At 70.9% G+C, this 16,626-nt stretch carries 16 protein-coding genes and 1 pseudogene; 11 read left to right on the top strand and 6 right to left on the bottom strand.

Annotated features, from left to right (window positions below; genetic code table 11):
* Positions 1-39 precede the first annotated feature (39 nt).
* The 4 genes from J2X55_RS03190 (at position 40) to J2X55_RS03175 (ending at position 4,792) form a co-directional block, all read left to right on the top strand.
* On the top strand, positions 40-1,281 hold the full coding sequence (locus tag J2X55_RS03190; protein WP_309821800.1) for a SufS family cysteine desulfurase: 1,242 nt from the start codon (positions 40-42) through the stop codon (positions 1,279-1,281).
* Entirely contained in the window at positions 1,278-1,733 is a 456-nt protein-coding gene (sufU, locus tag J2X55_RS03185; RefSeq protein ID WP_115916218.1) for a Fe-S cluster assembly sulfur transfer protein SufU, read from the top strand. The genes J2X55_RS03190 and sufU overlap by 4 nt, the downstream gene beginning before the upstream one ends.
* Positions 1,734-1,911: 178 nt before the next feature.
* A complete protein-coding gene (locus J2X55_RS03180) occupies positions 1,912-2,355 on the top strand; it encodes an iron chaperone (RefSeq protein ID WP_115916220.1) in 444 nt (147 codons plus the stop codon).
* Positions 2,356-2,806: 451 nt separating this feature from the next.
* Positions 2,807-4,792, top strand: coding sequence for an Ig-like domain repeat protein (locus J2X55_RS03175; RefSeq protein ID WP_309821796.1), 1,986 nt, complete (start codon positions 2,807-2,809; stop codon positions 4,790-4,792).
* A gap of 144 nt (positions 4,793-4,936) precedes the next feature.
* Here the strand turns inward: J2X55_RS03175 and J2X55_RS03170 are convergent, their stop codons facing one another.
* From J2X55_RS03170 to J2X55_RS03150, 4 genes and pseudogenes are all read right to left on the bottom strand, one after another.
* Entirely contained in the window at positions 4,937-5,914 is a 978-nt protein-coding gene (locus tag J2X55_RS03170) for an SRPBCC family protein (RefSeq protein ID WP_309821795.1), read from the bottom strand.
* Positions 5,915-5,932: 18 nt separating this feature from the next.
* Positions 5,933-6,295, bottom strand: coding sequence for an ArsR/SmtB family transcription factor (locus tag J2X55_RS03165; RefSeq protein WP_396653239.1), 363 nt, complete (start codon positions 6,293-6,295; stop codon positions 5,933-5,935).
* Positions 6,296-6,433: 138 nt separating this feature from the next.
* Positions 6,434-7,338, bottom strand: a pseudogene (locus J2X55_RS17350) (arginase family protein).
* A 34-nt stretch (positions 7,339-7,372) separates the two neighbouring features.
* Positions 7,373-7,645, bottom strand: a complete 273-nt coding sequence (locus tag J2X55_RS03150) for a winged helix-turn-helix domain-containing protein (protein WP_115916228.1) — start codon at positions 7,643-7,645, stop codon at positions 7,373-7,375.
* A 98-nt stretch (positions 7,646-7,743) separates the two neighbouring features.
* On the opposite strand from J2X55_RS03150, the gene J2X55_RS03145 reads away from it, so the two are divergent.
* From J2X55_RS03145 to J2X55_RS03125, 5 genes are all read left to right on the top strand, one after another.
* Positions 7,744-9,219 (top strand): proton-conducting transporter membrane subunit, encoded by a 1,476-nt coding sequence (locus tag J2X55_RS03145; RefSeq protein WP_309821790.1) that lies wholly within the window; start codon positions 7,744-7,746, stop codon positions 9,217-9,219.
* Positions 9,219-11,765, top strand: coding sequence for a DUF2309 domain-containing protein (locus J2X55_RS03140; protein ID WP_309821789.1), 2,547 nt, complete (start codon positions 9,219-9,221; stop codon positions 11,763-11,765). The genes J2X55_RS03145 and J2X55_RS03140 overlap by 1 nt, the downstream gene beginning before the upstream one ends.
* Positions 11,765-12,088 (top strand): P-II family nitrogen regulator, encoded by a 324-nt coding sequence (locus J2X55_RS03135; RefSeq protein ID WP_115916234.1) that lies wholly within the window; start codon positions 11,765-11,767, stop codon positions 12,086-12,088. Before J2X55_RS03140 ends, J2X55_RS03135 begins: the two co-directional genes overlap by 1 nt.
* A 53-nt stretch (positions 12,089-12,141) precedes the next feature.
* A complete protein-coding gene (locus J2X55_RS03130; protein WP_309821787.1) occupies positions 12,142-12,921 on the top strand; it encodes a DUF6671 family protein in 780 nt (259 codons plus the stop codon).
* 172 nt (positions 12,922-13,093) lie between these two features.
* The gene (locus tag J2X55_RS03125; protein ID WP_309821785.1) at positions 13,094-13,306 is read left to right on the top strand and encodes a hypothetical protein; all 213 of its coding nucleotides are present in this window, start codon (positions 13,094-13,096) and stop codon (positions 13,304-13,306) included.
* A 65-nt stretch (positions 13,307-13,371) separates the two neighbouring features.
* Here the strand turns inward: J2X55_RS03125 and J2X55_RS03120 are convergent, their stop codons facing one another.
* Both J2X55_RS03120 and J2X55_RS03115 read right to left on the bottom strand, forming a co-directional pair.
* Positions 13,372-14,445: a DUF4241 domain-containing protein gene (locus J2X55_RS03120; RefSeq protein ID WP_309821783.1), complete on the bottom strand. Its 1,074-nt coding sequence runs from the start codon at positions 14,443-14,445 to the stop codon at positions 13,372-13,374.
* A 9-nt stretch (positions 14,446-14,454) separates the two neighbouring features.
* Entirely contained in the window at positions 14,455-15,204 is a 750-nt protein-coding gene (locus J2X55_RS03115; RefSeq protein WP_309821780.1) for a DUF429 domain-containing protein, read from the bottom strand.
* Positions 15,205-15,287: 83 nt separating this feature from the next.
* Between J2X55_RS03115 and J2X55_RS03110 the strand changes: the two genes are divergently transcribed.
* Both J2X55_RS03110 and J2X55_RS03105 read left to right on the top strand, forming a co-directional pair.
* On the top strand, positions 15,288-15,659 hold the full coding sequence (locus J2X55_RS03110; protein ID WP_115916244.1) for a hypothetical protein: 372 nt from the start codon (positions 15,288-15,290) through the stop codon (positions 15,657-15,659).
* A 43-nt stretch (positions 15,660-15,702) separates the two neighbouring features.
* Positions 15,703-16,590 carry an AraC family transcriptional regulator gene (locus J2X55_RS03105; protein WP_309821779.1) on the top strand — a complete coding sequence of 296 codons (888 nt, stop codon included), beginning with the start codon at positions 15,703-15,705 and terminating at the stop codon, positions 16,588-16,590.
* Positions 16,591-16,626: the final 36 nt, after the last annotated feature.

Genomic DNA, 16,626 nt, shown 5'->3' with positions numbered 1-16,626 from the left:
CGCGGCACCCCGCCCCACAACGCGACGTAGCCTGGAGGGGTGACCCTCCCCTTCGATGTCGACGCCGTACGCGCCGATTTCCCGATCCTCGAGACCGAGATCGACGGTCGCCCCCTCGTCTACCTCGACTCGGGCGCGACGAGCCAGAAGCCGCGCGCCGTTCTCGACGCCGAGCGCGCCTTCCTCGAGACGGCCAATTCCGCCGTGCACCGCGGAGCACACACCCTCGCAGCCGAGGCCACCGAGCTGTTCGAAGACGCGCGCGTCTCCGTCGCCGAGTTCGTGGGCGCCGAGCCCGAGCAACTCGTCTGGACGAGCGGCGCCACCGCGGGCCTCAACCTCGTGGCCGGCTCGCTGGGGTACGCCGGGCGTCTGCGCGAGGGCGACGAGATCGTCGTCACCGAGGCCGAGCACCACGCCAACCTCATCCCATGGCAAGAGCTGGCCGCCCGCACGGGGGCGCGTCTGCGCCACATCCCCGTGCTCGACGACGGCATGCTCGACCTGCACGCCGCTGCCGACCTCATCGGTGCGCGCACGAAGGTCTTCGCCTTCCCGCACGTGTCGAACGTGCTCGGCATCGTGAACCCCGTCGCGAAGCTCGTGACGCTGGCTCGCGGCGTCGGCGCACTGACAGTGCTCGACGCGTGCCAGTCGGCACCCCATCTGCGCCTCGACCTGCCGGCATCCGGGGTCGATCTCGCCGTGTTCTCGGGGCACAAGATCTACGGACCGTATGGCATCGGGGCGCTCTGGGGTCGCGACGAGGTGCTCGACGGCCTTCCGCCCTTCACCACCGGCGGGTCGATGATCACGACCGTCACCCTCGACAAGGCCGAGTACCTGCCCGCGCCGCAGCGCTTCGAGGCGGGAACGCAGCCGGTGTCGCAGGCGGTCGCCCTCGCCGCCGCCGTCCGATGGCTTGGCGAGCACGACCTCGACGCCGCCCACGCCCACGAAGCGAGACTCGAGACACGCCTGCGCGAGGGCCTCCGCTCGATCGACGGCATCCGTCTTCTCGGAGACACGGATGCCGCGGAGCGCGTCGCCCTGCAGGCCTTCGAGGTCGAAGGGGTGCACGCACACGACGTGGGTCAGTTCCTCGACTCGCGCGGGGTCGCCGTCCGCGTCGGCCATCACTGCGCGCAGCCGCTGCACCGCCGCTTCGGCATGACGGCGTCGGTCCGCGCGAGTGCCGCGATCCACACCACGGAGGACGAGATCGACACCCTCCTCGACGCCGTCTCAGGCGTGCGCGGCTTCTTCGGGGTGGGCGCGTGAGCGGCCTCGAGTCCCTGTACCAGGAGCTGATCCTCGACCACGCGAAGAACCGACGCGGGTTCGGTCTCGCCGAGCCCGGCGCTCACAGCGCCACCGTGCACCAGCGCAACCCGATCTGCGGCGACGAGATCACCCTGCGGGTCAACGTCGAGGGTGACCGCATCACCTCGGTGACCTGGGAGGGCGCCGGCTGCTCGATCTCGCAGGCCTCCGCCTCGATGCTCGTCGCCCTGCTGCAGGAAGACGGCGGAGACGAAGGGATGCCGCGCGCCGATGCCCAAGCGCTGATCGCGTCGTTCCGTGAGTCGCTGCGCTCCCGCGGCAAGATCCCCCTCGACGAGGAGACCTTCGCCGACGCCGCCGCCCTCTCGGGTGTTTCGAAGTTCACGGCGCGCGTGAAGTGCGCGATGCTCGCGTGGGTCGCGTTGGAAGAGGGGCTGCGGCAGGCCTGAGCGTCACGCGGTGACGCGCACACCCGTCCGCGCCCGTCGAGCGTCCACAACACCCGGACCTCACGCACTATCGCCCGGGTGTTCTGGACAGTCGAGTTGAAATCCCGGTGGCGCACGACGCTGAAAACGCCCTCCTGCGGCGATATCCTGCGTCCACACCAATGAGGGGACGGATGCCATGGCCACGGGCGGAGCGGGATTCAGCGACGAAGAACGCGCGGCGATGAAGCAGCGCGCCGAGGAGCTCAAGGCCATGAAGGGCTTGAAGGGCCTGGCGAAGTTGCAGAAGGAGAACGAGGCCTGCCTCGAGGCGATCGACAAGCTCGAGGGAACCGACCGGTCCATCGCCGAGCGGGTGCACGTGATCGTGCTCGAAGAGGCGCCGCATCTGAACCCCAAGACGTACTACGGCTTCCCGGCCTACGCGAAAGACGGCAAGGTCGTCGTCTTCTATCAGCCGGCATCGAAGTTCAAGACGCGCTACGGCACCGTCAGCTTCGACGAGACCGCCCAGCTCGACGACGGCCCGATGTGGCCGGTGTCGTTCGCGGTGCTCGAGGTGACCCCCGAGGTCGAGGAGCACATCCGCGCGCAGGTGCGGCGGGCGGCGCCGGCGGCCTGAGTTCCGGATCCCGACCGCGCGCCCGGAATCGGACGAACGCAGCAGAATCGGACCGAGCGAGACCCAGCATCCGATTCCGGTGCGGTTCTCCGATTCCGCGACGACCGGCCAGCGGGAACCGAATGCCGCGTCTCCGGGCCGCGGCGTTCGACGCGCTCGATGCATCCTTTCACTCTGATGCGGGGTGTGGATGCCGGAGGTCATGGCGCCGTTTGTCGAACCAGTGCGCGGAGAGAATCTCGTGCCCAGCCGTCAGTGCGCCGAACCGCCGGGGTAGATTCTGTTACGAAACGGTATTAAACGGGTCATAACCGACCTGTACGGTAGATTCGGCACCGGCCGGCTGCCGTGCCGGACATAGCCTCTGCCCCTTCACCTAAGGAAGCTCCGTATGCGCTCTCCCTCGTCCCTATCGGTTCGTCGTCTGGTCGCGGGAGGTGTCGGCGTCGCCATGACCGCCGCCCTGACCTTCGCGGGAGCAGTCTCCGCGCAGGCAGCCGATACCTCGTGTGTGTCCGGCGTCTGCACCGTCACGTTCGCCTATTCGGGGGCCGCCGAACAATGGGTAGTTCCCAGCGGTGTGACAAGTGTCACGGCGACCATCTCGGCTGGATCCGGCGGCGCGAGCGCGCCTAACAGCTACCAGGCCGAGACGGGTGCCGGCGGCCTCGGCGGCTCCGTACGGGCAACGCTGACTGTAGAGCCAGGCGAGAAGCTCACCGCTGTCGTCGGAGGGGCTGGGAAAAGGGGCGTCCCGGACTCGCTCGCTCCCGCTGCGGGCGGTTTCGGCGGCGGCGGCTCAGCCGGCACCAAGGACGCTGCACTACAGCACTCGAGCGGCGGTGGAGGTGGCGGCGGGAGTTTCTTGTTCAGTTCAGGCTCGCTCCTCCTGGCAACCGGCGGCGGAGGCGGCGGCTCGAACGCGGGTTCCCAGGCGGTGATCGGAGGCGCAGGCGGATCTACCGGCGCAGGTGACCCGGGAAACGCACCGGAAAACGCCTCCTCGTGGGTATATTCCGGCGGGGGTGCGACGAGCTCGAGCCCCGGCAACGGCGGAGGCGGAGACTATCCGGGAGCAGCCGGCAGTAACAGCCCCGCCTCGAGTTCGACGGCCTTCGGACAGGGCGGCGCCGGCTCCGACAACAAGACCGCTTACAACTACGGCACCGCCGGTGGTGGCGGCGGCGGCTTCTACGGCGGTGGCGGTGGTGGGTCTGACTCACCGGGAGGGCAGACCGGCTCAGGTGGCGGCGGGTCCGGTTTCGTCGCGAAGTCTGCTACGAACGTCCGCGCTCTGGACGGCAACTCCGGCAACGGCAGCATCGTCATCACCTACGACGATCCGAAGGACGCCACCACGATCGAGCTGAAAGCGAGCGACAACCCCAACGACGCCACCGCGACGGAACTGACCGCGACGGTATCGCCCGCCACCGCAACGGGGAGCGTGACGTTCACGGAAGGCAGCACCGAGCTCGGGTCGATCACCCTCATCGATGGGACCGTTACCCTCCTGAACTTCCTCTCTGCCGGTACTCACACGATCACCGCCTCATACTCCGGTGACACCTCGCACGGCCCCTCCACCACCAGCACCACGGTGACGGTCACCGCCTACACGGCCCCCTCCTTCAGCACCGACTCCTCCACGGCAGAACCGATCGAGAAGAGCGCCGCCGCCGGAGAAACGTTCTCGTTCGATCTGAAAGCGACCGGCACCCCCACCCCCATCTACATGGTCGAAAACGACGACACCGACAGCACGATCCTGCCCGACGGTGTCACCTTCGCCGACGGCATCCTTTCCGGGTCAACGACCCGCGCCGGAACCTGGAAGATCAAGGTCACCGCGACCAACAGCGTCGGCACTGCCACCGAGTACGTGAAGCTCACCATCGCCCCCGGCACCGCCACCGCTCTTGAAGCCCTCGTGTCTCCCGGCGACAGCAGCAGCACCACGCTGTGGGCCGTCGCCCCGGACGGGACCGTCGCCACGACGATCACCGCCAACCAGGGCGACTCGATCGTGTTCGACACGATGCCGGTCGATCAGTATGGCAACCCCACCACCCGAGGAAACGTGCAGCCGGTGACCACCTCCAGCGTCGACACCGACACCATCACCTACGACCCGGTCACGAACCTCACCACCGTGACGTTCAACCACGCCAGCCCCCACACCATCACCTTCAAGGTCGGGAACCTCACCAACTCCTTCACCGTCCAGGTCACCCCCACCCCTACCGTGACTCCCTCACCGACCCCCACCCCGAGCGCGGGCATCACCCCGAGCACGAGCGGCGCCAGCGCCTCGAGCCAGCTCGCCACCACGGGATCCGCACCCCTCGCACCGATCGGCTGGGCACTCGGCATCCTCGCCGCCGGCATCGCCGTGACGCTTGTTCAGCGCCGCCGCACGACGCGACGGGTCGACTGACCGAAAGCGCCAGAACCCCAGGGGCCTGCGCCGCAAGGTGCACCCTGGGGTTCTGCACATCACGGCATCTCGACGCCTCTCGCCACCCCCTGGCAGGCCTTCCCTCCACGTGGGCTCCACTGGCCCGGCATCCGGCCGCCCCCGTCACCCCAGAACCACGCGCTCCATCCGCCGGAAGCTCTGCTCCATCCCCTCGACCATGCCGGTGGCGAGCACGGCGTCGCGGGTGGCGGCATCCGGGTACTCGATCAACAGCGTCACCAGGGTGGCTCCGTCCTCCTCGTAGAGCGACAGGTCGTTGATCGTCGCGGGGTAGTCGGTGCCCGTCATGTGCTCGGTCTGCACCATGCGGCGGGGTTCGTCGAGCAGCAGGATCTCGCCGTCGAACCCGAACGCCTCGCCCTCGGTGCCGGGCTCGGGCTCCCACGCGATGCGGTAGGTCCCGCCCTCGGTGCGATCGACCTCGCGCTCGGTCATGCGCCAGCCGTCGGGGCCGAGCATCCACTGTCGCATCAGCTCGGGGTCGACGTGCGCGCGCCAGACGAGCTCGCGCGGTTCGTCGATGAGCCGCGTGATGCGCACGTGCTGGTCGTCGAGGACCTCGAGCCGCGTGCCCTTGCCCTGCGCGAAGTCGCGCAGACCCGGAAGCACCGCGTCCAGCTGGTTCATCGCGAGCGTCGAGCCCTCGACCGCGCCCATCGCGACAACCTGCTCCAGCGCTTCGACGGAGGCGAAGTGACTGACGTTGGTGAGCCGCGAGCCCTCGGGCGTGGCCTCGAAGGTGAAGACCATCCGCATCGACGGCATCCCCTCGATGGGGGTGCCGTCCTCGTCGGCGAACGAGTCGATCACCTCGAACCCGCGCGGTTCATCGATCGAGGTGAACTCCCACGCGCCACCGGCTCGTTGCCCCTGCGGCGAGGTCATGTGGTACTTCGCCTGGCCGCCGACACGGAAGTCGAACGCGTCGAAGGTCGCCGGCCACCCGGGAGGGCCCCAGAAGCGCTCGAGCTGGCGCGGGTCGGTGAAGACCGCCCAGAGGCGTTCGGGGCCGACCGGAAAGTCGGCGACCAGGGTCATGGTGAGAGATTCGGTGTCGCTCTCGACGGATGTGACGGGCATGACGACTCCTTCGTCGGTTCAGTTTTCGGTGGGTTCGGAGAGAGGATCGGATGCCGGCATCCCGGCGTCTTCGAGCAGGATCGCGTCGAGTCGGTCGACGCGGCCGCGCCAGAGGTCTTCGTAGGAGCGCAGCAGCGCTTGAGCGTTCGCCAGAGCGGCGGGGTCGGCGGACACGAGTCGCACCCTCCCCTCCGCGCGCTTGGTGATGAGCCGCGCCTCGGCGAGCACGGCGATGTGCTTCGACACGGCGGCGAACGACATCGCGTAGGCCGCGGCGAGCTCTGATACCGACTGCTCGGCGACGAGTGTGCGCCGCACGATGTCGCGACGGGTCGCATCGGCCAAGGCGTGGAAGACCCGGTCGATGTCCGCATCGCTCATTTGTTCAACCATTTGGTTGCACGTTAGCGCGGTGACCACACGCCTGCAAGAGCGCCCCGAAACAGCACCGTTCGCTCGGCATCCCGTGTCAACTGACTGCAATCCCGACTGTTCGGTGATTTCGTCGCCCTCCGGACGTCACGGCATCCGGACCGCGCTCCCGAGCTCTCCCAGACCGTTCAGGACGATGTCCGCCACGACGCGCGCGTGAGAGCCGTCGGGGTCCAGGTCGGGATCAAAGACGGTGACGGAGGCGCCGCGAGCGAACGGCGCGAGTTCGACGAGGAGCCGGGTCAGCTGCGAGGCGTCGAGGCCGCCCGGATCCGGGCTGTCGACAGCGGGCATGACGGCGGGGTCGAGGACATCGACGTCGACCTGGACCCAGTATCCGCGTCCGACGACGCGTCGGATCTCGGCGGCAACGGGGGCGGCACCTCGCGCCAGAAGGTCCCCGGCGGGCACCACACGCCCCAGCACGCGACGAGCCTCGGCGACGTGCGGTCGTCGCCCCGGTGCCCGATGTGCGCAACACGAGACGGGTCGAAGTAGGGCGACAGGCCGCCGATGTCCGCAATCGCCGGCCAATGAAGACCGACAGCCGCGGCGAGATCCTCCCCGGCAACGCTCGCGCAGTCGTCGCTGTTGCCCGGGTGCCGGAAGTCGGTGTGCCCGTCGATGTGCACCAGACCGCCGCCACCTCCACGCGCGTTGGCAATTCCCGCCCCGATGAGGACGCTGCAGTCGCCACCGATGACAAGGGGCGACCGGCCCGACGCCCACACGCCATCGATGCGATCAGCGAGCCGCCGCGCATGGTCGACGAGCTGAGCCTGATTGCGAACGAGACCCGGGGCGCGCGTGTCGTCGTCGTCGACATACCGGCCGGCGAGCACGACTCCGCCGTCTCGGGCCCCCCGATGAGCGAGGCGTTCGAAAAGACCGGCCTCACGCAATGCGTCCGGCGCCTTGGACGCCCCCGGCACGCTCCCCCGCCGCGGCGGCCTCAAGCCGAGATTGGTCGGGGACGAAACGACGGTGATCATGTCTCGATCTTGCCCTGCGTGCCGTCGAGCGAGCTCAGCCCCGCAATGCCTGCAGCAACGCCCCCACGGGGTGATCGCTCTCGATCGGGTGACGCAACGGCAGGTCCTCGACGCACTCGTATCGGTTGCGTCGGCCCTCCTTCTCACGCTTGAGATACCCGGCGTCGACGAGGTCGGCCAGGATGCCGTGCGCGGTGCGCTCCGTGATGCCGACGGCATCCGCGATCTCACGCACGCGGGCACCGGGGTCGCGGGCGACGTAGATGAACACATGGGCGTGGTTGGTGAGGAACGTCCATGTCGTCATCGCCACAGCATACTGACCTGCTGTACCGGAATCAAAGCACCGGTTATTTGTTACCTGTTTTTTGACACCAGCAATTTTTTGCAGGTAACGTGCTGCGCATGTCGCTTCTCGTCCCGCTCACGATCGCCGCGCTGCTCGCCGCGGTCGTCGCCGCCCTCCTCCCGGATGTCGCGCGTCGCCACACCCCGGGCTCCCTCGCCGTCTGGCCTGCAGCCGTCGCCGCGGCGTTCGCCGCGGCGGGCCTCGCGTCGGCCTTCGCCGCCGACGTCGACATCGCCGGTGCCGCTCTGGCGCTGCTGGTCGTCGGCCTCACCGTGGTCGTGCAGGCCTACGCCAGCCGCAACCTGCGCGGCGACCCCCGTTCGCGCAGCTTCTTCGCGCTGTCGTCTCTCGCGGCCGTGGGATCGACCACCGCGATCGCCGCGAACGACGTCGTCCTGCTCGCCGCCGGATGGACCATCGGAACGGTCAGCATGATCGCCCTCATCTCGACCGGCGGCGCCGGGCCGCAGACCCGGATCGCGGTGTCGCGCAGCACGGTCGCCCTGCTGCTCGGAGACACGGCCCTCTGGGCGGCCGTCTTCGTGGCGGTGGCATCCACCGGCTCCGTCTCGCTGGCCGCGCTCGGGAGTCTCGACGCCACCTCGGCGACGGTGGTGAGCGTGCTCGTGGCGGTCGCGGCCGTGGCCCGTGCGGGCTCCTTCCCCCTGCACGGATGGCTCCCCGCGACCGCCGCGACGACCACCCCGGTCTCGGCGCTTCTGCACGCGGGCTTCGTGAACGCGGGCGCTCTGCTGCTGCTCCGCTACGCAGCGGTGCCCTCCACCGTCGGCCCATGGGTGGTGGCCGCCGCCGGCGGGATCACGATGATCGTCGCGACCCTCGCCATGCTCACCCGCCCCGACGTGAAGGGCCGCCTCGTGCAGTCCACCGCCGCGCAGATGGGCTTCCTGCTCCTGGCCTGCGGGCTCGGGGCCTTCGGGGTCGCCGTGGTCCACGCCATCGGCCACGCGCTCTACAAGGCGAGCCTGTTCCTCGGTGCCGGATCCGCGGTCGAGCACGCGCTGAAGGGCCGGGCGATCGCGCTCCCGGCGCCGTCCCGCGGCGGCGCCGTCGTCGGCGGCGCGGTCGTGCTCCTGACCGGGGCGGCGGCGCTGGCGGCATCCGGTGCGATGACTCACAGCGCGGCGGCGCTCCTCCTGTTCACCTGGGCCACCGCGGTGATCGCCGGGGCGCGGATCGGCGGGGGGTCATCGCCGGCCGCGACCCGTGCGGCCCTGCTCGCCGGTCTGGCCGCGGTCACCGCCGCCTATCTCGCGGTGGTCTTCCCCGCCGCCGAAGCCCTCGCCCCGATCACCGCTGCCGCCCCCGTGCCTCCAGGATTCGCCGTCGCGGTCTTCGTGATCGCCGCCGCCTCGGGCTTCGCCGCGCGAGGCTCGGGCCGATCGGCCGACCGCCTCTTCGCCTTCGCCTTCTCGTGGGGACGACCACCCCTGCCCCCGACCGCGCCCCGCATCGACACGCCCTGGACCCCGGCGCCCGCCGACGGCCCCCTCGAGTACCGGAGATTCTGATGACCACGCTCACCTCCCCTCCCTCGCCCGCCGTCATCCGGGGCTGGATCATCGCCGCCGGCCGCCGCATCTCGCCGCACTTCCCCCTCGAGACCTTCATCGCCCGCAACCCCGTCGCCGGCTACGAGAACCTCGATTGGGAAGAGGCGATCGGGCGGATCGCGCGAGACCACGGCATCCTGTTGTCTCTTCCGGAACAACGGTTCCGCGACCTGCACGCGCAGGGGCGGATCTCGAGCGACGACCTGCAAGCGGCTCTGCGCTTCACCGTGCCCGAGGCGGGCTCGCCCCGCGTCCTGCGCGTCGGCGGCCTCGCCACCACCGTCGGCGAGGTGCTCGGGCACGACCTGCTCATTGCTCCCCCGATGACGGCGGCGTCCCCGCAGCCGACGCCGGCGGCACGGATCTCGCCGCGGGTCCACGCGCGGGTCGACGACCTCACCGCGCGGTGGGCCGCCGCCGCGCTGGGCTCGGCGCCCTGGTCGCGGACGAACGGCGAGAGCATGTGGACGGCCTGGCGGCGCCTGGCCGCGCTCGACCCGACCCTGTCGCGGCGGGTGCGCAGCGGCATCCGGAGCTCTCCCGACGACCCGGCCGCGGCTGTCGGCGAAGCGCTGACCCGCTGGGAGCTCGACGGGGCCGCCGCGGAGTCCTTCCTGTGTGCGCACGTGCTCGCGCTGCCGGGGTGGGCGGCGCTCGTCCGGCACGGCGGCACGATGGGTGTCGACCTCACTTCGCTGGTCGCGATCCGCGTGACGCTCGAGCGGTTGCTCCTGCCCGCCGACGCCGCCCTTCCCGCGCGGGCTGCGAGCGAAGAGGTTCGGGCCGACGACACCGCCCGGGTCGGCGCCGTCGCTCTCGCCCTCGGCGTCGACGCCACCGACGGCGAGGTGCGCGCCGCATTGCGGCCCGTCCTCTCGCTCATCGACCCCGCGGCGCGGCTCGCCGTCTGGCAGGAGGCGTTCGAGAGGGGCATCGCGCGCGAGCTCGCCCCGTCGACCGCGCCGGTGCTGCGCCCGAGCGCACCGGTCGAGCGGCCCCTCGCGCAGGCGGTGTTCTGCATCGACACGCGGTCCGAGAGCTTCCGCCGGCACCTCGAAGCCGCGGGCGGGGTCGAGACCCTCGGCTTCGCCGGCTTCTTCGCCGCTCCCATCTCGTTCCGGCCCGCCGACGGCTCCGCGGAGGTCGCGTCGTGCCCGGTGCTGCTGACCCCCCGTGTCGCGATCACCGAGTCGTCCGTGCAGCGCGACGCGATCGCCCGCTGGAGGCGGCAGCACGCGGCGAGCGTGGAGCGGGATGCCACGATCGACGCGCTCAAGGAGTCCGCCGTCGCGCCCTACGCCTTCGCCGAGACCGCCGGATGGGTGCTCGGCGCGGCGAGCGCGGCGCGGACGCTGGCTCCCGAGGCCTGGCGGGCACTGGTGTCGCGGATGCGCCCTGCGAAGCCGTCGACGCACGTCGACGCGAACGTCGTCTTCACCCTCGAAGAGCGCGTGCTCTACGCCGAGACGGCGCTGCGCATGATGGGCCTCGTCGACGGCTTCGCGCCCATCGTTCTGCTGACGGGGCACGGCGCCTCGGTGACGAACAACCCCTTCGCCTCATCGCTGCAGTGCGGCGCGTGCGGCGGACACGAGGGCGAGCCGAACGCCCGGGCGGCGGCCATGATCTTCAACGACCCCGAGACGCGCGCCGCCCTCGCCGGTCGCGGCGTCTCGATACCGGCCGACACGCTCTTCGTCGCGGCGCAGATGGACACCGTGACCGACGAGGTCACCGTGCTCGAGCCCTGGGCCATCCCGGCCACGCACGAGACCATCGTGCTGGAGCTGACCCGGCGGCTCGAGGCCGCACGCGCCGCCAACACGGCCGACCGCAGCGCCGGCCTGCCCGGCGCGGGCGGGCGGCACGGCGCGATTCGCGACACCGAGCGCCGGTCCGCGGACTGGGCCGAGGCGTACCCCGAGTGGGGCCTGGTGGGCAACGCCGCCTTCATCGTGGGGCCGCGCTCGATCACCGCGGGCACCGACCTGGGGCGTCGCGCCTTCTTGCACAGCTACGACGCGGCGGCCGACCCCGACGGCGCGGGCCTCGAGACGATCCTGACCGCACCGATGATCGTGGCGCAGTGGATCAATGCCCAGTACTCCGCATCGACCGTCGCCCCCGACCGTTTCGGCGCGGGGCCCAAGCCCCTGCACAACGTCGTCGGCGCCGTCGGCGTGCTCTCGGGCTACGGCGGCGACCTGCGTCTCGGCCTGCCCTGGCAGTCGGTGGGGGTCGGCCGCGCGGCCCGACACGAACCGATCCGGCTGCAGGTGTTCGTCGAGGCCCCGCTCGCCCGGGTGAACGCCATCATCGACGCCTCCGAGGCCGTCCGCACCCTGGTGACCAACCGCTGGATCACCCTGCGCGTCCGCGAGCACGACAGCGCCCGCTGGATGCGGTGGGGCCGCTACGGCTGGCAGGCCGACGACCTCGACGCCCCCGCCCCCTTCGGCATCCCCGCCGCCACCGAAGAATCCACCACGAAGGAGACCCGCTGATGAGCCTGTCCGAATTGACCCCGATGACCAAGATCGAGGTGGTCGTCGCAAGCGACGACGTCGCCGAGGTGTCCGCGCTGATGCAGTCGCTCGGCGCGCGCGGCTACACCGCGATCACCGGTGTGGCCGGCGTGGGCCACCACGGCCCGCGCGGTGGCCGCCTGCTCTTCAACGACCACGACACCCTCACGCTGCTCGTCACGGTCGTGGCGCCCGAGAAGGCGGACGCCATCGTCGCCGGCATCCGGCCCCTCCTCGACCAGGCTTCCGGCGTGATGTTCGTCTCGCCGACGTCGGTCAGCCGCGCGGATTACTTCGCCTGATGTGCCCCGCGACCAGTCACCCGCGCTCTGCGTACTCGGGCGAGACGATCGCCGTGGGCACCTTGCACGGGAAGGAGGCTGCTTTCGCCCCGGCCTTCTCCCGGTGGCTCGGGGCGGGCGTCGTTCCGACAGCGCAACTCGACACAGACTCCCTCGGCACGTTCACCCGAGACGTGCCGAGGGCGGGCACCCCCGAACAGGCGGCCACGTCTAAGGCGCGGGCCGCCGCTCTCGAGCTCGGTACCTCCACGGGGCTCGCGACCGAGGCGTCGTACGCCCCGGCACTCGGGGGCTTCGGCCCCATGGTGCACGAGGAGCTCGCCGTCTTCGTCGACCTCGAACGCGGCATCCGCGTGCGTCACGGCATCCGCCAGTACACGCACGTCGCACCCGCGCGGACCGTCCGCACCGAGAGCGAAGCACGGCGCTACCTCGCCCGCGCGGGCTTCCCGCACCAGGCCGTCGTCGCGCACACCGACACCGGGATGCAGAAGGGGATCCAGGATGCCGCGATCATCGACGCCCTGCTCCGCCGCGGCCCCGTCGAGCTCGAGCCCGACCTCCGCGCCCACATGAACCCCACTCGGCGGCGGGTGCTGCGTCGTTTGTCGTGGCTGCTCGCGGCCCGGCTCGCCGAGCCGTGCCCGGGGTGCGGCTGCCCGGGCTTCGGACCGGTGGGCGTCGTGCGCGGACTCCGCTGCGGCGCGTGCGGCAACGCCACCTCGCAGGTGCGCATCGACGTCGACGGCTGCCCGGCCTGCGACGAGCAGCGCGAGCGCCGGCGGCCCCAGCGCCGCGCAGACCCGGCGACGTGCGATGCCTGCAACCCGTGAGAGAGCGCCGATGGGACATCGCCTATATCGCTCCGCGACTCGCCGCACAATGTCCCCCATTCGGGGGACCTGGCCCCGGTTATGCTGACCCCGTATCGAGCGGCGATCGGCGAAGGCGCCGCGTCGTTGTATGACACCTCCTCCTCTACGAGCGACCCGAAGGCGAGGCACCGTGCGAACCGATCTGAACCAGAGGCCGTTCGGGCAGCCCGTGTGGACGAGTGCCGTGGCGGTGTTCCTTCTGTGGGCGTCCGTGTTCGTCCTTGGCCTGTCGGGTCTTGCGATGCTCACCGTTCGCGGCGATACCGGCGCCCTGCTCCTCATCGCCGCGCTCATCGCGGCGGCTCCGGCTGCCGCTCTGAGTCAGCAGCGCAATTCGATCTGAGCAACGCAACGGCCCCTGCGAGACGACCGCAAGAGGCCGGCCGCACCATCACGCGGCCGGTCGCCTCACAGGTGCCGCAGGTTCCCCTCTTCGTCCGCGGTGACGAGCACCAGGAAGTCGACGACGAGCTGTGCGACCGCGCCCGTCTCGTCGATCCCCCAGTACACCGGGTACTGACCGTCGCCGTACCCGGACTCCGCGACGATGCCCACGTCGGACGGCCCGAGAGCGACCTCCTGGACGCTCGGCGAGGGCGCGTACATGTACTCGGTGAAGGCCGCGGCCTTGGCTCGACGGCTCATGGTCGCGTACGCGGGAAGATCGACGATGCACGCGCAGCCCGCGTCGACGCCGAAGAAGTGCCCCGGGCCGGACGGCAGATCGGCGGGATGCCAGGTCACCGGCATTCGATCGCTGAAACGCACCCGCAGGGCGGCGTTGCGGCCGAAACCGGTCACTCTTTCGACCGGGTACGCCCCCGGGGCCACGCTGCGGGCCAGGGGTCGCGCGTCGTCGTTGTCGTATCCGAAGTCGAGCACGGCGAGCACACCCGACGTCGTCACCAGGGTTCCCGCGGGCGAGACGCGTACCTCCGACTCCTCTCCGCTGCGCCGGTGCACGACCGAGCGCTCGGTGAAGTTGCGCACCTCGTCGAGGGTTCGCTGTTCGTCGGGCACCTCGTCGAGAGAGGCGTCCGGTGCCGCGTCGGCGGCGAGCGCCCGGGCCTGTGCCGCATCGGCGAAGGGAGTGCGGGGGTCGTCGAAGTGCTGTTCGATGGCGCTGATCTTCCACCCGCGCCCTTCGCGCTCGAGAACGTACTCGTGCTTCTGACGCGTCGGCGAGTCGATCATCTCGGTCAGGACGAACGCGCGATCGCCCTCGACCTCGGAACGCACGATCCGTTCCACCGCGACCCCGTAGCCCGGCGGCGTACCGAAAGAGGAGTCCAAGCGGACGTGCTCCCCCACCACGTGATCACGTGTCAGCGGGACGACGAGTTCTCGCCACTGCGAGAACGCGTCCCGCCGCGTGGAACGATCCGCGAAGACGGGCGCTACACGCCGCCACTGCATGTCGTAATCCTCGAGGAAGCGCTGCACGCGCTTCTCCGCCGCTTTCGCCCCGCGATCGCCCCACATGGCGCCAGCCTATGTCGCCGCCAGCGTCTCGAGGGGCCCGTCCGGCAGCACGACCCACCCCTCGCGCCGAACGATGGGGAGCATTCCGGACGCCGGGCGCTCGAACGATCCGAGGGCTCCAGCGCGCGTGGCCAGAGCGGCGATGACGGCGTCGAAGGCGTCGGCCTTCGCGATCGCCAGGGGAGCGAACCCGCCGACGTCGAGCCACGGTACCCGCTCGGTCAGGGCGTCGAACAGGAGCGCCCGGCGGGTGGCATCCACTCGATACCCGCTCGTGTCGAAGCCCCAGAGGCGCAGCGAACCGCCGGGATACACCTCGAACAGGCGCCCCTCGGCCGCGCGATCGACCGGGAATCCGGCCTCGGCCAACCGCCGCAGCAGTCCCGCGCCGCGCAGCGCCGTCACGCCCAGTCGGTCGGTCGAGACGCTCAGCGGCCAGCGCCCGATGCGTTCGCGTACGACGTGGTCGGTGTGGCGATAGACGAGCGAGCGGCGCCACTCCGCCCCTCCGTCGACCGGGCCGAGCGCGGGGTCCGCCTCGGCGTGGTGCGCCTGCACGAAGTCGACGAACGCGTCGGGCCAGCCGAGCGGGCAGTCCACCCCGAGCCACGCGTTGCCAGAAGCGACGGATGCCACGATGTCGGCATCCTGGATCCCGATCTCGAGCCGGGTGAGCCGCGCCGTACCGTTCATCCACACCATCTCGGCGAGGGCGGTGCCGGGGGCTCCGGCCGCCAGGTCGACTCCCACGGTTCTCATCGCGTCGAGCCTAAGCGCGCTCGCACGCCCCGAGGCCGTCAAGACCTCCCCCGGATGAGCGCCCGACCTGGGAGGATCGACGCATGGCAGACGACGACCTCCCCGATTCGCTGGAACCGGCCGTCGACATCCCCCCGCGGGACGAGCCGCCCGCCCCTCCCGCACCGAAGGGCGACCTGCGGATCGCGTCCGTCATCGCGATCGTGACCGGCGCCATCGTCATCGCCTGGTACCTCTTCGTCGCCACGGCGAGCGCGATCGCCGACGTCGACAACCTGATGTGGATCCAGATCGGCATGTGGGTGCTGGCTCTGATCTCGTTCGTGTGCGGCATCCTGAGCCTGAACGCGCGCATGGCGCGCGAACTCGCCGCGGCGGGGTTCATCGCGGGCGTGGCGGCGGGTCTGCTCTCGGTGACGATCGGGCTGTTCAGCGGCCTCGAGCTGTTGGGCTGACGACGCGCGGAATAGCGCCGAGACGAGCGGGGTTGCCGCTCTCATGACGTCCCGTGCCGCGCTCGAGAGCGCTCTGTCGAACATCGACGTCCACCCCGGGCAGGCCTGGCGGCAGTCGCTGTCTACGGGTGAGAGGGTGACGCTGGCCCGCGGCGAGGCGGCGATCGTGTACGTCCGCTCCGGCGAGCTCACCGGCGTCAGCGCCGCGGGAGCCGGATGCTCCGTGAACGCGCCCTCCGGAGCCGCGATGGCGGTCGAGGGCGGGCGCACCCTGCTCACCGGAGACGCGTTCGTCTCGCTCGGATGCCACCCGCTCCAGCTGGCGTCGCAGTCGGGCGCCGAGGTGACCGTCGTGCCGCTCGAGGTGGTTCCGACCGTTCACACGCGCGCTCTGCCGCCGGTCGTGTTCGTGAGCGGCTTCGCTCGCGCCGAGCCCGCGGCCGCCGGTCTCGCCGCCCATCTCGGCGTCCCCGCGCCGGGGGCCGCCCTCGACCGCCACGGCGACGAGACGATCTGCAAGCTCATGGTGACGACTGTTCTGCTGTCGGCGCTGCGCGCGTGGGCCGCGTCCGAGCAGGACGCGTCGTGGCCGCCGCGGACCGCCGACCCGTTCCTCGCCCGCGTGGCGGCCGCCGTCGATGACGACCCCGGTCGCGAGTGGACGATCGATCAGCTCGCGGCGCTCGGAGCGATGTCGCGCTCGGTGTTCGCTGCCCGGTTCCGCGAGGTGTTCGGCACCTCACCCGCGTCGTACGTGACGGCGGTGCGGATGCGCCGCGCGGAAGACCTTCTCGACGCGGGGACGCCCGTCTCGGAGACCTCGCGGGCTCTGGGCTACGCCTCCGACGAGGGATTCCGCCGCGCGTTCCGGCGTCACGCCGGGGTCGCCCCGTCGGAGTGGCGCAGCGCTCGTAGATCGCTCACCGCCTGAGACCCCGCCGCCCCCTCGGTAGCGACGGGGTCGTCA

It is taken from the genome of Microbacterium sp. 1154 (assembly GCF_031455375.1).
Lineage (GTDB): Bacteria > Actinomycetota > Actinomycetes > Actinomycetales > Microbacteriaceae > Microbacterium.
Note: the sequence above shows the minus strand (reverse complement) of the source record. Positions and strands in the feature narration are given on the sequence as shown.